This window comes from Streptomyces sp. NPDC091649, from assembly GCF_044756785.1.
Lineage (GTDB): Bacteria > Actinomycetota > Actinomycetes > Streptomycetales > Streptomycetaceae > Streptomyces.
The window spans coordinates 1144656-1162496 of sequence record NZ_JBIVTR010000001.1 but is presented as its reverse complement, the minus strand read 5'-3'; the positions used below and the strand labels follow the sequence as shown (position 1 = coordinate 1162496).

The window sequence follows — 17841 nt, the reverse complement described above, 5'->3', positions numbered from 1 at the left end:
AGGTTCCGCTAGATCGGACGACCCGCGCAGGTGACTGTGGAACGCTCCCGGACTCTGTCCGGTCGAGTCGCGCCCTGGCACTTGTGCTGGGGCGTTTCGTCTTTCCCGGCCCCTTCTGAGCGGTCCTCATCACCCGGAAGGAGGCCGACGCTCATGGCAAGGCCCGACAAGGCTGCCTCGGTAGCCGAGCTGACGGACCAGTTCCGCAGCTCGAGCGCCGCTGTGCTGACCGAGTACCGGGGTCTCACCGTGGCACAGCTCAAGGAGCTGCGCCGTTCGCTCGGTGAGAACGCCCAGTACGCCGTGGTGAAGAACACGCTGACCAAGATCGCGGCCAACGAGGCCGGGATCGACACGCTGGACGACCTGTTCTCGGGTCCGACGGCGGTTGCCTTCGTCACCGGTGACCCGGTGGAGTCGGCGAAGGGTCTTCGTGACTTCGCCAAGGACAACCCCAACCTCGTCATCAAGGGCGGTGTCCTTGATGGTAAGGCGCTGTCCGCCGATGAGTTCAAGAAGCTCGCGGACCTCGAGTCCCGCGAGGTTCTGCTCTCCAAGCTGGCCGGTGCTTTCAAGGGCAAGCAGACGCAGGCGGCGCAGGTCTTCCAGGCCCTGCCGTCGAAGTTCGTCCGCACCGCGGAAGCGCTTCGCGCCAAGAAGGAAGAGCAGGGCGGTGCCGGTACTCCGGCTCCCGCCGAGGCCGCCGAGTAATTTCGCTCAGCGGTCCAGCGGGCTCCACGTACGCCCGCCGACACATACATCCGGCACCTGCCGAATAGTGGAAGGACGCCTATCATGGCGAAGCTGTCCCAGGACGACCTGCTCGCGCAGTTCGAAGAGATGACCCTCATCGAGCTCTCCGAGTTCGTGAAGGCATTCGAGGAGAAGTTCGACGTCACCGCCGCCGCCGCGGTCGCCGTCGCCGGTCCGGCCGGCCCGGGCGCCGTCGCCGAGGCCGTCGAGGAGCAGGACGAGTTCGACGTCATCCTCACCGGTGCCGGCGAGAAGAAGATCCAGGTCATCAAGGTCGTGCGTGAGCTGACCTCGCTCGGCCTGAAGGAGGCCAAGGACCTCGTCGACGGCACCCCGAAGCCGGTCCTCGAGAAGGTCGCCAAGGAGGCCGCCGAGAAGGCTGCCGAGTCCCTCAAGGCCGCTGGCGCTTCCGTCGAGGTCAAGTGACTTCGAGAGTCCTCTGACTCTCCCGGGGCCGTCCTCGCCGTAAGGCGATGACGTCACCTCACCGAAGGGCGATCACCCATCCGGGTGGTCGCCCTTCGGCGTGCCCGTGGCGGGTGCCTTGCTCTTCCGCCGACGACGAGTAGGGTGATCTTCGCCGTGCGCCTCTCGCGGGCCCCTCAGGGGCGTCCTGCGGGCTTCCGGGGGTGGCCGGTGAAGGCCCCTGGAGGTCCGATCGGACCGGCGGGCCTTGACGAACCGGACGCGGCGCGCAATTCTCAGGACGCGTCATCACTTCGATCCGTATCCGAGGCATGGATCGAGAGTGAAGCGGGCAGTAAGGAAGTGCGCACCCCGCGCGAGGGCTAGACATAGGTGTTGAGAACAGCTGTTGAGAGCAACGTGGGTCTCTGAGAACCCCGACTGGACATCAGTGTGCCGCTTGGCTACACTGACCCTTTGCGCTGCCTGTTAGCTGCCTCCTGCCCGTCACCAGGGGCATGCCCACGCTGAAGCACCGATGACCGACCCCATCCGACCTGGTCGTATTGCGACCGATTCGGAACGGTCTGTCTTGGTGGCCAGGGTGGGACCGGTACGCGCGTAGTGAGTCCGAGCCCTCGGAAGGACCCCCTCTTGGCCGCCTCGCGCAACGCCTCGACCGCGAATACGAACAACGGTGCCAGCACCGCCCCGCTGCGCATCTCCTTTGCAAAGATCAAGGAGCCCCTCGAGGTTCCGAACCTCCTCGCGCTGCAGACCGAGAGCTTTGACTGGCTCCTCGGCAACGCCGCCTGGAAGGCTCGCGTCGAGGCTGCTCTGGACAGTGGACAAGACGTCCCCACCAAGTCCGGCCTGGAGGAGATCTTCGAGGAGATCTCACCGATCGAGGACTTCTCCGGGTCGATGTCGCTTACGTTCCGCGACCACCGCTTCGAGCCCCCCAAGAACTCGATCGACGAGTGCAAGGAGCGCGACTTCACGTTCGCCGCCCCGCTCTTCGTCACGGCCGAGTTCACCAACAACGAGACCGGCGAGATCAAGTCCCAGACGGTCTTCATGGGCGATTTCCCGCTCATGACCAACAAGGGCACCTTCGTCATCAACGGCACCGAGCGTGTCGTCGTGTCGCAGCTGGTCCGCTCGCCGGGTGTCTACTTCGACTCCTCCATCGACAAGACGTCCGACAAGGACATCTTCTCCGCCAAGATCATCCCGTCCCGGGGCGCCTGGCTGGAGATGGAGATCGACAAGCGCGACATGGTCGGTGTCCGCATCGACCGCAAGCGCAAGCAGTCCGTCACCGTCCTCCTCAAGGCGCTCGGCTGGAGCACCGAGCAGATCCTGGAGGAGTTCGGCGAGTACGAGTCGATGCGCGCCACCCTGGAGAAGGACCACACCCAGGGCCAGGACGACGCACTGCTCGACATCTACCGCAAGCTGCGTCCGGGCGAGCCGCCGACGCGCGAGGCCGCTCAGACGCTGCTCGAGAACCTCTACTTCAACCCGAAGCGCTACGACCTCGCGAAGGTCGGCCGCTACAAGGTGAACAAGAAGCTCGGCGCCGACGAGCCGCTGGACGCCGGGGTGCTCACCTCGGACGACGTCATCGCGACCATCAAGTACCTGGTCAAGCTGCACGCCGGCGAGACCGAGACGACCGGCGAGTCGGGCCGGGAGATCGTCGTCGAGACCGACGACATCGACCACTTCGGCAACCGTCGTCTGCGCAACGTCGGCGAGCTCATCCAGAACCAGGTCCGTACGGGCCTGGCGCGGATGGAGCGCGTCGTGCGTGAGCGCATGACCACGCAGGACGTCGAGGCGATCACGCCGCAGACCCTGATCAACATCCGGCCGGTCGTCGCCTCCATCAAGGAGTTCTTCGGCACCAGCCAGCTGTCGCAGTTCATGGACCAGAACAACCCGCTGTCGGGTCTTACCCACAAGCGCCGCCTGTCGGCTCTTGGCCCGGGTGGTCTCTCCCGTGAGCGGGCCGGCTTCGAGGTCCGAGACGTGCACCCGTCCCACTACGGACGCATGTGCCCGATCGAGACCCCCGAAGGCCCGAACATCGGTCTGATCGGTTCGCTCGCCTCGTACGGCCGCGTCAACGCGTTCGGCTTCATCGAGACGCCGTACCGCAAGGTCGTCGACGGCCAGGTCACCGATGACGTCGACTACATCACGGCCGACGAGGAGGACCGCTTCGTCATCGCCCAGGCGAACGCGACCCTCTCCGAGGAGCTGCGCTTCACCGAGCCCCGCGTCCTGGTCCGCCGCCGCGGCGGAGAGGTCGACTACGTGCCCGGCACGGAAGTCGACTACATGGACGTCTCGCCGCGCCAGATGGTGTCCGTCGCCACCGCGATGATCCCCTTCCTGGAGCACGACGACGCCAACCGTGCCCTCATGGGCGCGAACATGATGCGGCAGGCGGTGCCGCTCATCAAGTCGGAGGCCCCGCTCGTCGGCACCGGCATGGAGTACCGCTGCGCCACCGACGCCGGCGACGTGCTCAAGGCGGAGAAGGACGGTGTGGTCCAGGAGGTCTCCGCGGACTACATCACCGTCACGAACGACGACGGCACGTACACCACGTACCGCATCGCCAAGTTCATGCGCTCCAACCAGGGCACCTCGGTCAACCAGAAGGTCGTCGTCGCCGAGGGCGACCGGATCGTGGCCGACCAGGTGCTCGCCGACGGACCGGCCACCGAGAACGGTGAGATGGCCCTCGGCAAGAACCTGCTCGTGGCCTTCATGCCGTGGGAGGGTCACAACTACGAGGACGCGATCATCCTGTCGCAGCGCCTCGTGCAGGACGACGTCCTCTCCTCGATCCACATCGAGGAGCACGAGGTCGACGCCCGTGACACCAAGCTCGGTCCGGAGGAGATCACCCGGGACATCCCGAACGTCTCCGAAGAGGTCCTCGCCGACCTCGACGAGCGCGGCATCATCCGGATCGGCGCCGAGGTCGTCGCCGGCGACATCCTCGTCGGCAAGGTCACGCCCAAGGGCGAGACCGAGCTGACCCCCGAGGAGCGCCTGCTCCGCGCGATCTTCGGTGAGAAGGCGCGCGAGGTGCGCGACACCTCGCTGAAGGTGCCGCACGGTGAGATCGGCAAGGTCATCGGCGTCCGCGTCTTCGACCGCGAAGAGGGCGACGAGCTGCCGCCGGGCGTGAACCAGCTGGTCCGCGTCTACGTCGCGCAGAAGCGCAAGATCACCGACGGTGACAAGCTCGCCGGCCGTCACGGCAACAAGGGCGTCATCTCGAAGATCCTGCCGATCGAGGACATGCCGTTCCTGGAGGACGGCACCCCGGTCGACATCATCCTCAACCCGCTGGGCGTCCCGTCCCGAATGAACCCGGGACAGGTCCTGGAGATCCACCTCGGCTGGCTCGCCAGCCGCGGCTGGGACGTCTCCGGCCTCGGTGACGAGTGGGCCCAGCGCCTGCAGGCCATCGGCGCCGACCAGGTCGCTCCCGGCACCAACGTCGCCACGCCCGTCTTCGACGGTGCGCGCGAGGACGAGATCACCGGCCTCTTCCAGGCCACGATCCCCAACCGCGACGGCGACCGCCTGGTCCAGCCCTCCGGCAAGGCCCAGCTCTACGACGGCCGCTCCGGCGAGCCGTTCCCGGACCCGGTCTCGGTCGGGTTCATGTACATCCTCAAGCTGCACCACCTGGTCGACGACAAGCTCCACGCGCGTTCGACCGGCCCGTACTCCATGATCACCCAGCAGCCGCTGGGTGGTAAGGCACAGTTCGGTGGTCAGCGCTTCGGTGAGATGGAGGTGTGGGCCCTTGAGGCTTACGGCGCCGCATACGCCCTCCAGGAGCTCCTGACGATCAAGTCCGACGACGTGACCGGCCGCGTGAAGGTCTACGAGGCCATCGTCAAGGGCGAGAACATCCCCGAGCCCGGCATTCCCGAGTCCTTCAAGGTGCTCATCAAGGAAATGCAGTCGCTCTGCCTCAACGTGGAGGTGCTGTCCTCGGACGGCATGTCCATCGAGATGCGCGACACGGATGAGGACGTCTTCCGCGCGGCGGAGGAACTCGGTATCGACCTGTCCCGGCGCGAGCCGAGCAGCGTCGAAGAGGTCTGACGGGCCGGTCGGCCGCCTCATCCCGAGGCGGCCGGCCCTCCCCGGACCCGTTCAGACCATTGATTGAGACGAGACCCCGAAAGAGGGATTGACGACAAGTGCTCGACGTCAACTTCTTCGACGAGCTGCGGATCGGCCTTGCCACCGCGGACGACATCCGGACCTGGTCGCACGGCGAAGTGAAGAAGCCGGAGACCATCAACTACCGCACGCTCAAGCCCGAGAAGGACGGACTCTTCTGCGAGAAGATCTTCGGCCCGACCCGGGACTGGGAGTGCTACTGCGGCAAGTACAAGCGTGTCCGCTTCAAGGGCATCATCTGTGAGCGCTGCGGCGTCGAGGTCACTCGCGCCAAGGTGCGTCGTGAGCGGATGGGCCACATCGAGCTTGCCGCTCCCGTCACCCACATCTGGTACTTCAAGGGCGTTCCCTCGCGCCTCGGATACCTGCTGGACCTCGCGCCGAAGGACCTGGAAAAGGTCATCTACTTCGCCGCGTACATGATCACGTTCGTGGACGAGGAGCGTCGTACCCGCGACCTGCCGTCCCTGGAGGCCCACGTCTCCGTCGAGCGCCAGCAGACCGAGAACCGCCGCGACTCCGACCTGGAGGCCCGCGCCAAGAAGCTCGAGACCGACCTGGCCGAGCTGGAGGCCGAGGGCGCCAAGGCGGACGTGCGCCGCAAGGTGCGCGAAGGCGCCGAGCGTGAGATGAAGCAGCTGCGCGACCGTGCGCAGCGCGAGATCGACCGCCTCGACGAGGTGTGGAGCCGCTTCAAGAACCTCAAGGTCCAGGACCTGGAGGGCGACGAGCTGCTCTACCGCGAGCTGCGTGACCGCTTCGGCACGTACTTCGACGGCTGCATGGGCGCCGCGGCGCTCCAGAAGCGCCTGGAGTCCTTCGACCTCGACGAGGAGGCCGAGCGCCTCCGCGAGATCATCCGCACCGGCAAGGGCCAGAAGAAGACCCGCGCGCTCAAGCGCCTCAAGGTCGTCTCCGCGTTCCTGCAGACCAGCAACAAGCCCAAGGGCATGGTGCTCGACTGCGTGCCGGTCATCCCGCCGGACCTGCGTCCGATGGTGCAGCTGGACGGTGGCCGCTTCGCGACCTCCGACCTGAACGACCTGTACCGCCGTGTGATCAACCGCAACAACCGCCTCAAGCGTCTCCTCGACCTCGGCGCCCCCGAGATCATCGTGAACAACGAGAAGCGGATGCTGCAGGAGGCCGTTGACGCGCTGTTCGACAACGGCCGCCGCGGTCGCCCGGTCACCGGTCCCGGCAACCGGCCCCTGAAGTCCCTGAGCGACATGCTCAAGGGCAAGCAGGGCCGTTTCCGTCAGAACCTCCTCGGCAAGCGTGTGGACTACTCCGCGCGTTCCGTGATCGTCGTCGGTCCGCAGCTCAAGCTGCACCAGTGCGGTCTGCCGAAGGCGATGGCGCTGGAGCTCTTCAAGCCGTTCGTGATGAAGCGCCTGGTGGACCTGAACCACGCGCAGAACATCAAGTCGGCCAAGCGCATGGTCGAGCGTGGCCGCACCGTGGTGTACGACGTCCTCGAAGAGGTCATCGCCGAGCACCCGGTGCTGCTGAACCGTGCGCCGACCCTGCACCGTCTGGGCATCCAGGCATTCGAGCCGCAGCTGGTCGAGGGCAAGGCCATCCAGATCCACCCGCTCGTCTGCACCGCGTTCAACGCGGACTTCGACGGTGACCAGATGGCCGTGCACCTGCCGCTCTCCGCGGAGGCGCAGGCCGAGGCCCGCATCCTGATGCTGTCCTCGAACAACATCCTGAAGCCGGCCGACGGCCGTCCCGTCACCATGCCGACCCAGGACATGGTGCTCGGTCTCTTCTTCCTCACCACGGACGAAGAGGGCCGCAACGTCAAGGGCACGGACCGCGCGTTCGGCTCCACGGCCGAGGCCACCATGGCCTTCGACGCCCGCGAGCTGTCGCTCCAGGCGAAGGTCGACATCCGCTTCCCGGTCGGCACCATGCCGCCGCGCGGCTGGGTGCCGCCGGTCGCCGAGGAGGGCGAGCCGGAGTACCAGCCCGGCGACACCTTCCGGCTGCGGACCAGCCTGGGCCGTGCGCTCTTCAACGAGCTGCTGCCCGAGGACTACCCGTTCGTCGACTACTCGGTGGGCAAGAAGCAGCTCTCCGAGATCGTCAACGACCTGGCCGAGCGCTACCCCAAGGTCATCGTGGCGGCGACGCTCGACAACCTGAAGGCGGCGGGCTTCCACTGGGCGACCCGTTCGGGCGTCACCGTGGCCATCTCCGACGTCGTCGTGCCCGAGGCCAAGAAGGCCATCGTCAAGGGCTACGAGGACCAGGACGAGAAGGTCCAGAAGCAGTACGAGCGCGGTCTGATCACCAAGGACGAGCGCACGCAGGAGCTCATCGCGATCTGGACCAAGGCGACCAACGAGGTTGCCGAGGCGATGAACGCGAACTTCCCCAAGACGAACCCCATCTTCATGATGGTTGACTCGGGCGCCCGAGGAAACATGATGCAGATGCGGCAGATCGCCGGTATGCGTGGTCTGGTGTCCAACGCCAAGAACGAGACGATTCCCCGTCCCATCAAGGCGTCCTTCCGCGAGGGCCTCACCGTTCTGGAGTACTTCATCTCCACGCACGGTGCCCGTAAGGGTCTGGCGGACACCGCCCTGCGTACCGCCGACTCGGGTTACCTGACCCGTCGTCTGGTGGACGTCTCGCAGGACGTGATCATTCGCGAGGAGGACTGCGGCACCGACCGCGGCCTCAAGCTGAAGATCGCCGTCAAGGGCGCCGACGGCGTGCTCCGCAAGACGGAGGACGTCGAGACCTCGGTCTACGCCCGCATGCTCGCCGAGGACGTCGTGGTGGACGGCAAGGTCATCGCGCCTGCCAACGTCGACCTCGGTGACGTCCTGATCGACGCCCTGGTGGGCGCCGGCGTCGAGGAGGTCAAGACCCGCTCGGTCCTGACCTGTGAGTCCGCGGTCGGCACCTGTGCCTTCTGCTACGGACGCTCGCTCGCCACCGGCAAGCTGGTCGACATCGGTGAGGCGGTCGGCATCATCGCCGCCCAGTCCATCGGTGAGCCCGGCACCCAGCTGACGATGCGTACCTTCCACACCGGTGGTGTGGCCGGTGACGACATCACCCAGGGTCTGCCCCGAGTCGTCGAGCTCTTCGAAGCCCGTACGCCCAAGGGTGTCGCCCCGATCTCCGAGGCCAAGGGCCGCGTGCGGATCGAGGAGACCGAGAAGACCAAGAAGCTCGTCGTCACCCCGGACGACGGCAGCGACGAGACGGCGTTCCCGATCTCGAAGCGTGCCCGTCTGCTCGTGGGCGAGGGCGACCCGGTCGAGGTGGGCCAGAAGCTCACCGTCGGTGCGACCAACCCGCACGACGTGCTGCGCATCCTCGGCCAGCGTGCGGTCCAGGTCCACCTGGTCGGCGAAGTCCAGAAGGTCTACAACTCGCAGGGCGTGTCGATCCACGACAAGCACATCGAGATCATCATCCGGCAGATGCTGCGCCGTGTGACGATCATCGAGTCCGGCGACGCGGAGCTGCTTCCGGGCGAGCTGGTCGAGCGGTCGAAGTTCGAGACCGAGAACCGTCGTGTGGTCACCGAGGGCGGTCACCCCGCCTCCGGCCGTCCGCAGCTGATGGGTATCACCAAGGCGTCGCTGGCCACCGAGTCGTGGCTGTCGGCGGCGTCCTTCCAGGAGACGACCAGGGTCCTGACCGACGCGGCGATCAACGCCAAGTCGGACTCCCTGATCGGCCTCAAGGAGAACGTCATCATCGGTAAGCTCATCCCGGCCGGTACGGGTCTGTCCCGCTACCGCAACATCCGGGTCGAGCCGACCGAGGAGGCCAAGGCCGCGATGTACTCGGCCGTCGGCTACGACGACATCGACTACTCGCCGTTCGGCACCGGCTCCGGCCAGGCCGTTCCGCTGGAGGACTACGACTACGGTCCGTACAACCAGTAGAAGTGAGTGAGAAGGGCGCCCATCCCGCGTGCGGGGTGGGCGCCCTTCTGCGTGGGGCGGGGCGGGGTCAGCCGATGGCGATCCGAGGGTGGGCGGAGGGTTTGATCCAGGCCATGATCCGGTCCATGGTGGCCCGGGGGACGGAGACGCAGCCGGCCGTGGCCCCGTTCCCGTTGACGTGGAGGAAGATCCCGGCGCCGCGGCCGGGCACGGCGGGCCACCGGTTGAAGTCGATGACGAGGGCCTTGGCGTACTGCGTCGGGTAGTTCACCAGGTGCTCGCTGCCGCGTTCCCCCTTCTCGGTCAGCGGGAAGTCGGCTTCGGCCTCCGTGCGCAGGGAGTTGTAGTACTTCGACTCGGGGTCCTGGACCCACCAGTGGCTGCTGTCGACCACGGTGTACGGCATGGCGGTGCCGCCCGCCCGGAGGCCGAACCCCTGGGTGAGGGTGTAGGTGCCCGACGGGGTCGTGTACGTGTTCTGGCGCCGCGTCGCACCGTTGGTCACCCCGTTCGACCCGACCCGGCCGGCTGTCGTGGAGACCGCCGGCTTCCAGCCGGAGGGGCCCTTCTGCCAGGCGGTGACGGCGGCGTACGAGCCGTTGGCCCGGACCGTGATCACCTGAGTGGCGTTGCCGAGCCGGACCGGCACGGGGAAGGACGGGGCGGCGGGCTTCGGCTGCGGGGCCGCGGCGGGCCCTTCCTGGGGCGCGGGGCTGCTGGATGCCTTCGGGGAGGCCGACGCCGCGGTGGCGGGGGACGCGGACGCCGAGGGAGAGGGCGAGGACGGCGCGGATGCCGAGGCGGACGCGGAGGGGGACGGCGAGCCCGAGGAGGAGGGCGAGGGCGTCGCGCGCGTACCCTCCTCGGCGCTCTCGACGGAAGCGGCGGGCGCGGGGGCCGCCGTTCCTTCGTCGGCCGTCCCGGCGCCGCAGCCGGAGGCGAGGAGCAGCGCTCCCGCGGAGATGAGGACGGTGTGGGCGGAACGGTACACGACCTGCACGTGGTGCTCCTGGGTGACGGGAGGACGGGCTGGAGGTGTGGGGGCGGTGCGCTCGTCGAACTCCGCGGGGAGGGCGTTTCTGGGGCCCGCTGAGCCAACCAGTGCGCGACGCACTCTAGTTGATGGCGGGCTGGGGAGCCCGGGACGGCCCGCGCCGGGCCGTCCCGGCGGGTCATCGCACGGTCTCCCACAGGATCACGGCGGCACCGACGGCCGCGGTGAGCGCGCCGATGCTCGCCAGCGGCCAGCGCGACCGCTCCAATGTGTCCAGGCGCACCTCGTGGTCCGCCAGCTGCTTGTCCGTCTGGTCGCTGCGCTGCACCAGCAGCGCCAGCTGGCCGTCGGCGCGGGCGAAGCCGGCCTCCAGCGAGCCGCGCAGGCGCTCCAGCTCCAGGGCGACGGCGACCGGGTTGTTCGGGTCAGTCTCGTTCATGGGCGACTCCTGGCGGTCGGGCCTCGGGCAGCTCGGCGCGCAGCCACGCCGGCAGCAGCCTCTGCACTCCGGGCACGGCCATCACCCGGGTCACCGCACCCGCGACGGCCAGGGCCCCGGCGACCCGGGGCAGGGTCGCGGACAGGCCGGCCGCGTCGACAAGCGCGGGCAGGAGCAGGGCAAGGGAGAGGGACGTCTGCACGAGGGTGCGGACGGTACGCCGGGCGGCGTCGGACACGGCAGGCTCCTCACTTCGTACGGGGGACTTTCAGGGCGTTCCAGGAGGTGCGGCCGGGGATGCCGTCGGCGTCGCCTCCCCGGAAGCCGAGCTTGCGCTGCCAGGCGGCGTAGGAGCGGCGGTCCGCGTCGCTCCAGCGGGGGCCGGGCCCGACGGCGTACGACGAGCAGCCCTCGGCGACGAGCCGGCGGCCCATCGCGGTGATCACGGGGGAGCTGGTGCGGGCGCTGAAGAACGAGGCGCCGGGGAACGGCTGGTGGCGGGGGGCGGGGGAGCCGCCGGCCGGTCGGCTCGGGGCCGCTCCGCCCGCCGGAGCGGCCAGCCGGGTCGCGATGCGGTCGCGCATCGACGGCATGGTGAAGCCGCGCGGGTCGACCTTCCAGTCGGACCACTCCAGGTGGCCGATGACGCTGCGGGCGGTCCAGCCGTGGGCACGGCAGACGGCCGCGGAGACGCGTTCGACCGCGTCGAGCTGGGCGGCCGGCCACGGGTCCTTCCCGTCACCGAGGTTCACGCACTCGAAACCGTAGAAGCGGGCGTTGCCGTCGACGGAACCGGCGCTGCCGTCGTGCTCGCGGGGAGCCGGCGGGCGGTCTCCGTAGTCCTCCGCGATCACCCGCCGGAGCACGGCCGGGTCGCCGCCCCCGGCGTGGTTGGCGCGGCCGTGGCCGACCAGGTGGACGGTGCCGCTCTTGTCGATGACGCCGTGGCAGAGAGGGCCGGGCAGGGCGGCGTAGCCGCGGTGGCAGAGCTCCACCGACGCGGTGGTGCCGGTGCTGACGGTGTGGTGGACCAGCACGCCGTTCACCGGGCCCCAGGCGCCCTTGTGGTCGCGGTTGTGGGTGCGCCAGCCCGGGTACTCGACGACGGTGACGCCTTCGGCGCGCAGCGCGGCGAGCAGCCGGTCGGCGCTCAGGGGAGTGGCCATGGGCGAGTTTCCTTTCGGTGCGGAACGGGCGAGGGGCCCGCACCGGACGGTGCGGGCCCCTCGCGGGAAGACGGGCGGTCAGGAGGCCAGGGCCGCCCAGACGGCGTTGGAGTCGGCCACCACGTCGCCGGGGGAGAAGGACGTGGGCAGCGAGGTCCGGCCGGTGGTGCTGAGCCGGCCGTGGCGGATGAACTTGCCGGGCATCCTGGCGCTGCCGCCCGGCGCGACGCCCACGCTGGCGCCGCGCAGGAAGCCGGGTCCGCTGTTGGTCGGATTCGGCCCGTTGACGACGAGCCCCACCCAGTAGGTGCCCGCCGCCGCCTCGTACGGGGCGGTGAGCGGGCAGACGACCGTCTCGCCCTCGGTCTGGGGGATGGCGGTCTTGAGGGTGCCGGTCACCCCGACCCGGGCTCCGGCGCTCGTGTAGAGACCGGCGTACGAGGACGTGCTCAGGGTGCCGCCGGCGTACCCCGCGACGTAGAACACGACGTTGCGCACCGTCGTGGGTGCGTGCAGGGGGATCCCGATGAGGTACACCCAGCCGTTGATGCAGTACTGCACGGAGTGCGACGAGCCGGCCGCCGGGTCGAAGGCCCAGCCGCCGAACCCCATTGCCGAGGGGGTCCAGGTGCCGGAGGCCGCGACCGCGTCGACGTAGCCGCGCCGCGTCAGCTGGTCGGCGGTGGCCGGAGCCGCGACCGTGGCGGGCGGGGTGGTGAAGGTCTTGGCCCCGTCGACGGTCTGGTCGCCCGTCAGCAGCACCGCCTGGCCGTCCGGCACCGCGGAGACGTCCGCCGCGCCGAGGACGACCTCGCCGAAGAGGCCGTTGACCGAGGCGACGGGAGCGCCGCCGAGCGCCAGGTAGCGGGCGTCGCCCGCCGCCTGGGTCAGCGCCCCCACGTCGTTCGCGGTCAGCAGGACCTCGCCGGTCTGTCCGTTCACGGAGGCGACGGCGCCGCCGCCCGCCGGCAGCTGGGCGGGCGTGACCAGTCCGTCGGCGCCGAGGGTGGCCACCCCGCCCGGTGCGCCCGCCGCGTCGGCGGCGAGCGCCGAGACGTCCGCCGCGCCCAGCACGATGTCGGGCTCGGTGTGCCCGTTGACGGAGTGCACCGCGCCGGCCGGGCCCGCGGGGCCCTGCGGCCCCAGCTCCCCGGCCGGGCCGGGCGGCCCCGGCACGGCGACGTACTGCGGGGCGGCCGGATCGGCCGGTGCGATGTCGGCGAGGTCCACCGCCGACTGCCCGGTCGTGAGGGCGATCTGGTAGGTGCGGCCGGCGCGGGCGAGACCGGCGAGCTTCTCGGTGACGGTGTACGTCCAGACCGCCGGGTTCCAGCCGGGGTCGTCGGTGGCGGGCAGGACGACGCTGATGCGGCCCTCGGCGTCGAGGGCGGCACGGGTCGGTCCGCCCAGGAAGAGGTCCTCCTGGGCGTGGGTGAGGAGGGCCGGGGGGCGGAATTCGACGGTCCCGCTCATCGGGCGTCCGTCGGGGGTCATGTAGCGGGCGGTGACGGTGACGGTGGGGATGTTCTCAGGCAGCACGCGGGTGCCCCTTTCGGTGGTTACGGGCCACTGCGGCCGGCGGGCGGGGCGCGGTGGGGCTCAGGACTGGACGCCGTACAGGGCGAGGGGGCGGCAGCGAACGGTGTCGCCGGCGGTCGCCACCCGGGCCTGGATCTCGAAGGAGACCGTGGTGCCGAAGTCGGCGGGCAGCCGCTCGGCGAAGGCCAGCCCGCCGCCCGGCCCGCCGAGCGGGCCGAGCTGGACGCCGTCGACGAGCAGCCGCACCTCGGCGCCCGTACTGCCCTCGGCGGCGATCACGCAGTGCAGCCGCGGGTGCTGGGCGATGCCGGGGCCCCGGTAGAGCGTGGTCCAGGCCGTGGACCCGGTGGACTCCCAGCGGGCGGTGTCGGCGGGGCCCGGCAGCGGGTACGGGATGTAGGGGCGCGCCAGTCCGCCGCGGATCGCGTCGTCGGCGACGACCACGTTGCCCCGGCGGTCGAGGATCTGCACCGGCTGGACGGGCAGCGTGTCCGGGGCCGCCGTCCACACGGTGAGGGCGAGGGAGCCGTCGTCGCGTCGTACGACGAAGCCCTGCTGCGGTTCGTCCTCGCCGCGGTCCGGCTGGACCCGGCCCAGGTAGAGCAGGTCCTCGTCGCCGGAGGTGCGCACGCGCAGCCGGCCCCGGTCGCCGATGACGACCTCGCCGCCCATGATCCGGTTCAGCGCGGGCGTGGTGTTGGCGCTGCCCATCAGCTCCCTGACCTGGCGTTCCAGCGCGCGGATACGGTCGAGGAGATCGGTGGGGATGATGGCCACGGGTCAGGCTCCTTCCAGGTAGAGGACGGCGGTCTCCGCCTTGGTGCGCTGGGGCGGGGTGACGGCGATCCCGACGATCCGGTAGGCGGCGTCGAGGCCCTCGTGGTGCCACAGGTCGTGGATGCGCAGCCGGATGCGCGCGCCGAGCAGCGCCGGGGTGATCCGGCCGTCCAGCAGCACGGTCAGCTCCGGGATGACCTCGGGGCGGTTCTGCCGGGCCAGCTCGGCGCGGGCCAGCGAGCGCAGGGTCTCCTCGTCCGTGACGCCGCTGTGGTCGGAGGTCAGCTCCAGGCGGGGCCAGCCCGCCGCCAGGTCGTCCGGGGTCGATTCGCGGACGGTGAGCGGCTGGGACTCCTGCGACTGGTCGGTGTTGACGGAGTCGCCGCGGGCCACCCACACGTTCGCCTGCACGGTGGAGTCCGTCGGCAGGCTGTAGGCGAGGACCTGGCCGGGGTGGTTGAGCACGATGTCCGTGTGGCCCGTGCGGATGCGCGGGTGGCCGAGCTGGAGCCGTTTGACCCGCCGGCCGTCGGCGTCGCGGTAGCAGTGGACACGCCACTCGAAGCCGTCGCTCAGCTGGCCGAGGTTCTGGAGCAGTTCCCGGACGCGGGCCAGTGCGGTGTAGGCGTAGGCGTAGTCCCGGACCACCCCGGAGCGGCCGTGGCCCGGCTCGATGCCGATGTCGCCGCCGGACTGCTCCTGCGCGTGGGCGATCAGGGTGCGGGCGATGTCGAACTGGTCGATGCCGGTGTCGGCCAGATCGTGGGCGAGGATGCGGTGGTCCAGGTAGGAGTCGAACGTGCCGGCCTGCAACTGCACCGTGATCCGGCCCTGTTCGTCGGCGGCCGGTGTGCAGGTCCACAGGACGCCGCCCCACCAGATGTCGCCGTCGCGCTCCAGCCAGACCGCGGTGCGGCCGGGCTGGAGCGCCGCCCGGGCCCGGGCCGCCAGCGGGCCCGAGGGCAGGGGGACCTTGGCGGAGAGCGAGCCGGGCTTGCCTATGTAGTCGTCGAACTTGGTCTCCGTGAGCGGCAGCACGTCCAGCAGGCGGTCGGTGCGCAGGTCGCAGAAGAGCGCGCGGTAGACGGGTGTGGAGACGGAAGCGGTCATCGGCTGCCTCACACGAGCGGGTCGACGCGGATGAAACGGTTGTCGAACCAGCCCCGGTTGCTGGCCGCCGACGTGGTGTAGGCGGAGACCGCCGTGTAGACCGCGCCGGGCTGCAGTCCGGTGATGCGGGAGGTGGCGGACACCGAGGTCATCGCCTTGGAGCCGACCGTCGCCGAGCGGACCTCGTCCGCCGTGAGGACCAGGACGCCGTCCTTGCGGATGTTGACGCCCATGCGGGACCACTGTCCGTCGACGCCGGTGTGCCCCATGAAGCCGACGGTCACCAGGACCGCGCCGGTGACCGGCACGGTGAAGGTCGCGGTGACCGTGGGGCCGTTGGTGTCGGCGACCGCCTCCACCCAGGAGGTGGCCGTGCAGTACCCGCCGTCGGCGTGGCTCGCGAAGGCCGTGGACGGTACGGCCGGGCGCCACACGGTGCCGTCCCAGCGCTGCAACCGCCCGCCCTCGTCGCGGTACTGGCCGGTGTACTCGCCCGCGGCCAGCGCGCCCTGCGGGGCGATGCCGCCGGTCTGCCGGGGGTAGTTCGCCCAGCGCGCGCCGTCCCAGCGCTGCAGGGCGGCGGAGGTGTCGCGGTACTGACCCGGGTAGCCGCCGGCGACGTCGCGGTTCCAGGACTCGGCCAGGATGCCGCCGATCGCCACGGTCGGGACGCGCAGGTCGTAGACGGCCTCCTCCCAGACGATGCCGCCCGTGCCGACGGAGGCCCCGGCGGGCACCGTGATCCGGGCGAGCGGGAGGGAAGCCGGCGGGATCTTCGGCTGCTCGGGGGTCGCCTTGGCCTCGCCCGTGATGACCTCCAGGGTGGCTTCGGTGCGGTCGCCGCCGTCGTGCTGGGCGTCGCGGACGCGCAGCACGACGAGGTCGATACGGTCGTTGGAGGCGTTCCCGTCGTCGAGGGTGAGGCTCGCGTGGTCGGTCAGGACGACCGGGTAGGTCCCGGCGGCCCCCTGGCCCTGGATCACCGCACGGCCCGGGGTGACGGTCACCTTCATGCCGGCGCTCTCCCCGAAGACGTAGAGCCCGGACATCAGGTACTCGCCGCCGTCGGAGCCGGGAATCACACCCCCGGCTCCGGTCAGTGCCCCGTTCGGGGCCATGGTGCCGAGCGGGGCGAGCCGGGTGTCGGCGCGGGTCTGTCCGCTCTCGGTCTCGGTGCGGTTGATGAGCCAGGCACTGCGTACAGGCATGTCGTCCTCCTGAGAAGGGTGGTTGTCGGTCGGGTCGTGCGGGAGGGTCACCAGTGGGCGTCGCGCCAGCGCAGGGTGACCGAGGCCCGCGGGTCGGGCGTGGCGTCCTCGGCCCGGAAGGCCAGCTCCGTGGCGCCGGGCGGCAGATGGAACAGCTGCTCGGGGGCGGAGGCGGAGGTCGCGGTGTAGAGGCGGGAGGCGGTGCCGTTGAGCAGCACGGTGCCCGCCTCGGTGTCGACGCTCAGGACGTCCTGGGGCCCGAGCACGATGTCGTACTGGAGTTGTCTGCCGTCACTGAGCCGGGTCAGCGTGGGGCGCCGGAGCGGCCCCCGGAACTCGATGACCGGGAGGGTCACCGCTTCTCCCTCGTTGACCGCGGTGCAGGTGCCCGCGGTGCCGGCCTCGCCCCACCGCAGCGGCCACTGGAGGCCCATGCCGGTGACGCCCGGTTCGGCGGGCCAGTCCAGGCCCGGTTCCTGCACGGGCAGGGACGTCCGGCTCTCGCGCAGGACCGCTCCGAAGCGGCGCGGGTCCGTCGCGGTCCACTGGATGCTGGTCTTGGACGTGCCGTGCACGACGAAGGACCGGTCCTGCGGTACGACTCGGCGGCTCACCCGTGCCCGGACGGCGAGCGTCTGGCCGTGCAGCCGTACGGCCAGCCAGCGTTCGCCGCCGTCCGCTCCGGTGGCCGCGCGAAAGGCGGACAGCACACCGAGGGCCTCTTCGGCCTTCCGGGGCAGCAGCCAGAGGGAGGCGCCGACGATGCGGGGCTGGGCCCAGCGGGCGCCGGGCCAGGCGCCGTGCTGGTCGGGTCGGGAGATGTCGCCGGTGTCCAGGACCGGGAGGTCGTCCCAGCCGGTGATGCCGGTGCGGTCGATCTCGTACGGCGTTCCGGGGCCCATCAGCAGTCCGGCCCACTGGATCTGCCCGTCGCGGGTGATCAGTGAGCCGGGTGCGGTCTCGTGGGGATGGGAGGTTGTGGTCTCGGCCATGCGGGCCGTCACCTCGCTTCAGTCGTGGGGCGGGTGGGTGTTCACGCCGCCGCCCCGTGGAGGAACAGCAGGTCGTCGGCGACGGCGAGCGGGCCGTTGCCCTCGGCCGCGTGGTACGTGTGCAGCCGGGTGCGGCCCGAGGGGCGGGTGGGGCCGGCCGTGCGCGGTTCCGTCTCTGCGGGGCGCAGTCGGCTGAGCGCGGAGAGCGGCAGCACGGCGGACGCGGCGTCGGGCCGCCCCGCGGGGCCGGCGCCCCCCCCCCCCCCCGCCGGGGGGGGGGGGGGGGGGGGGGGCGCCCCCCGCCAGTAAACCTAGACCGG

General features: G+C 70.4%; 15 protein-coding genes (1 of these 15 cut by a window edge). 4 read left to right on the top strand and 11 right to left on the bottom strand.

Annotated features, from left to right (window positions below; translation table 11 throughout):
* The first annotated feature begins 153 nt into the window (after nt 1-153).
* The 4 genes from rplJ (at nt 154) to ACIQMU_RS05110 (ending at nt 9296) form a co-directional block, all read left to right on the top strand.
* Nucleotides 154-711 carry a 50S ribosomal protein L10 gene (rplJ, locus tag ACIQMU_RS05125; RefSeq protein ID WP_352243486.1) on the top strand — a complete coding sequence of 186 codons (558 nt, stop codon included), beginning with the start codon at nt 154-156 and terminating at the stop codon, nt 709-711.
* Nucleotides 712-795: 84 nt separating this feature from the next.
* Nucleotides 796-1179, top strand: a complete 384-nt coding sequence (rplL, locus tag ACIQMU_RS05120) for a 50S ribosomal protein L7/L12 (protein ID WP_072485559.1) — start codon at nt 796-798, stop codon at nt 1177-1179.
* Nucleotides 1180-1812: 633 nt separating this feature from the next.
* Nucleotides 1813-5298 carry a DNA-directed RNA polymerase subunit beta gene (rpoB, locus tag ACIQMU_RS05115; RefSeq protein WP_352243487.1) on the top strand — a complete coding sequence of 1162 codons (3486 nt, stop codon included), beginning with the start codon at nt 1813-1815 and terminating at the stop codon, nt 5296-5298.
* Between the two features lie 98 nt (nt 5299-5396).
* Nucleotides 5397-9296, top strand: coding sequence for a DNA-directed RNA polymerase subunit beta' (locus ACIQMU_RS05110; RefSeq protein WP_164615710.1), 3900 nt, complete (start codon nt 5397-5399; stop codon nt 9294-9296).
* Between the two features lie 67 nt (nt 9297-9363).
* On the opposite strand, the gene ACIQMU_RS05105 is transcribed toward ACIQMU_RS05110, so the two are convergent.
* From ACIQMU_RS05105 to ACIQMU_RS05055, 11 genes are all read right to left on the bottom strand, one after another.
* Nucleotides 9364-10296 carry a L,D-transpeptidase gene (locus ACIQMU_RS05105; protein WP_402688220.1) on the bottom strand — a complete coding sequence of 311 codons (933 nt, stop codon included), beginning with the start codon at nt 10294-10296 and terminating at the stop codon, nt 9364-9366.
* 172 nt (nt 10297-10468) lie between these two features.
* Nucleotides 10469-10729, bottom strand: coding sequence for a hypothetical protein (locus ACIQMU_RS05100; protein ID WP_352243489.1), 261 nt, complete (start codon nt 10727-10729; stop codon nt 10469-10471).
* Nucleotides 10716-10967 (bottom strand): hypothetical protein, encoded by a 252-nt coding sequence (locus ACIQMU_RS05095; protein ID WP_097869078.1) that lies wholly within the window; start codon nt 10965-10967, stop codon nt 10716-10718. Before ACIQMU_RS05095 ends, ACIQMU_RS05100 begins: the two co-directional genes overlap by 14 nt.
* A 10-nt stretch (nt 10968-10977) precedes the next feature.
* On the bottom strand, nt 10978-11895 hold the full coding sequence (locus ACIQMU_RS05090; RefSeq protein WP_352243490.1) for a peptidoglycan-binding protein: 918 nt from the start codon (nt 11893-11895) through the stop codon (nt 10978-10980).
* A gap of 78 nt (nt 11896-11973) precedes the next feature.
* Nucleotides 11974-13434, bottom strand: coding sequence for a phage tail protein (locus tag ACIQMU_RS05085; RefSeq protein ID WP_402688219.1), 1461 nt, complete (start codon nt 13432-13434; stop codon nt 11974-11976).
* A gap of 60 nt (nt 13435-13494) precedes the next feature.
* Nucleotides 13495-14211, bottom strand: a complete 717-nt coding sequence (locus tag ACIQMU_RS05080; RefSeq protein WP_352243492.1) for a hypothetical protein — start codon at nt 14209-14211, stop codon at nt 13495-13497.
* Between the two features lie 3 nt (nt 14212-14214).
* Nucleotides 14215-15321, bottom strand: coding sequence for a hypothetical protein (locus ACIQMU_RS05075; protein ID WP_352243493.1), 1107 nt, complete (start codon nt 15319-15321; stop codon nt 14215-14217).
* 8 nt (nt 15322-15329) lie between these two features.
* On the bottom strand, nt 15330-16529 hold the full coding sequence (locus tag ACIQMU_RS05070; protein WP_352243494.1) for a hypothetical protein: 1200 nt from the start codon (nt 16527-16529) through the stop codon (nt 15330-15332).
* A gap of 47 nt (nt 16530-16576) precedes the next feature.
* Nucleotides 16577-17521 (bottom strand): phage distal tail protein, encoded by a 945-nt coding sequence (locus tag ACIQMU_RS05065; protein ID WP_352243495.1) that lies wholly within the window; start codon nt 17519-17521, stop codon nt 16577-16579.
* A gap of 41 nt (nt 17522-17562) precedes the next feature.
* Nucleotides 17563-17736 carry a hypothetical protein gene (locus ACIQMU_RS05060; protein ID WP_352243496.1) on the bottom strand — a complete coding sequence of 58 codons (174 nt, stop codon included), beginning with the start codon at nt 17734-17736 and terminating at the stop codon, nt 17563-17565.
* A gap of 96 nt (nt 17737-17832) precedes the next feature.
* Nucleotides 17833-17841 carry the 3' portion of a tape-measure protein gene (locus tag ACIQMU_RS05055; RefSeq protein WP_402688218.1) on the bottom strand. Its footprint extends 1182 nt past the window's final position, so only the last 9 of its 1191 coding nucleotides appear in the window; its start codon lies beyond the right edge, outside the window; it ends in the stop codon at nt 17833-17835.

Coding starts and splice junctions, on each gene's coding strand:
- rplJ (WP_352243486.1), top strand. CDS start 154: ATGGCAAGGCCCGACAAGGCTGCCTCGGTAGCCGAGCTGACGGACCAG.
- rplL (WP_072485559.1), top strand. CDS start 796: ATGGCGAAGCTGTCCCAGGACGACCTGCTCGCGCAGTTCGAAGAGATG.
- ACIQMU_RS05100 (WP_352243489.1), bottom strand. CDS start 10,729: ATGAACGAGACTGACCCGAACAACCCGGTCGCCGTCGCCCTGGAGCTG.
- ACIQMU_RS05090 (WP_352243490.1), bottom strand. CDS start 11,895: ATGGCCACTCCCCTGAGCGCCGACCGGCTGCTCGCCGCGCTGCGCGCC.
- ACIQMU_RS05075 (WP_352243493.1), bottom strand. CDS start 15,321: ATGACCGCTTCCGTCTCCACACCCGTCTACCGCGCGCTCTTCTGCGAC.
- ACIQMU_RS05070 (WP_352243494.1), bottom strand. CDS start 16,529: ATGCCTGTACGCAGTGCCTGGCTCATCAACCGCACCGAGACCGAGAGC.
- ACIQMU_RS05065 (WP_352243495.1), bottom strand. CDS start 17,521: ATGGCCGAGACCACAACCTCCCATCCCCACGAGACCGCACCCGGCTCA.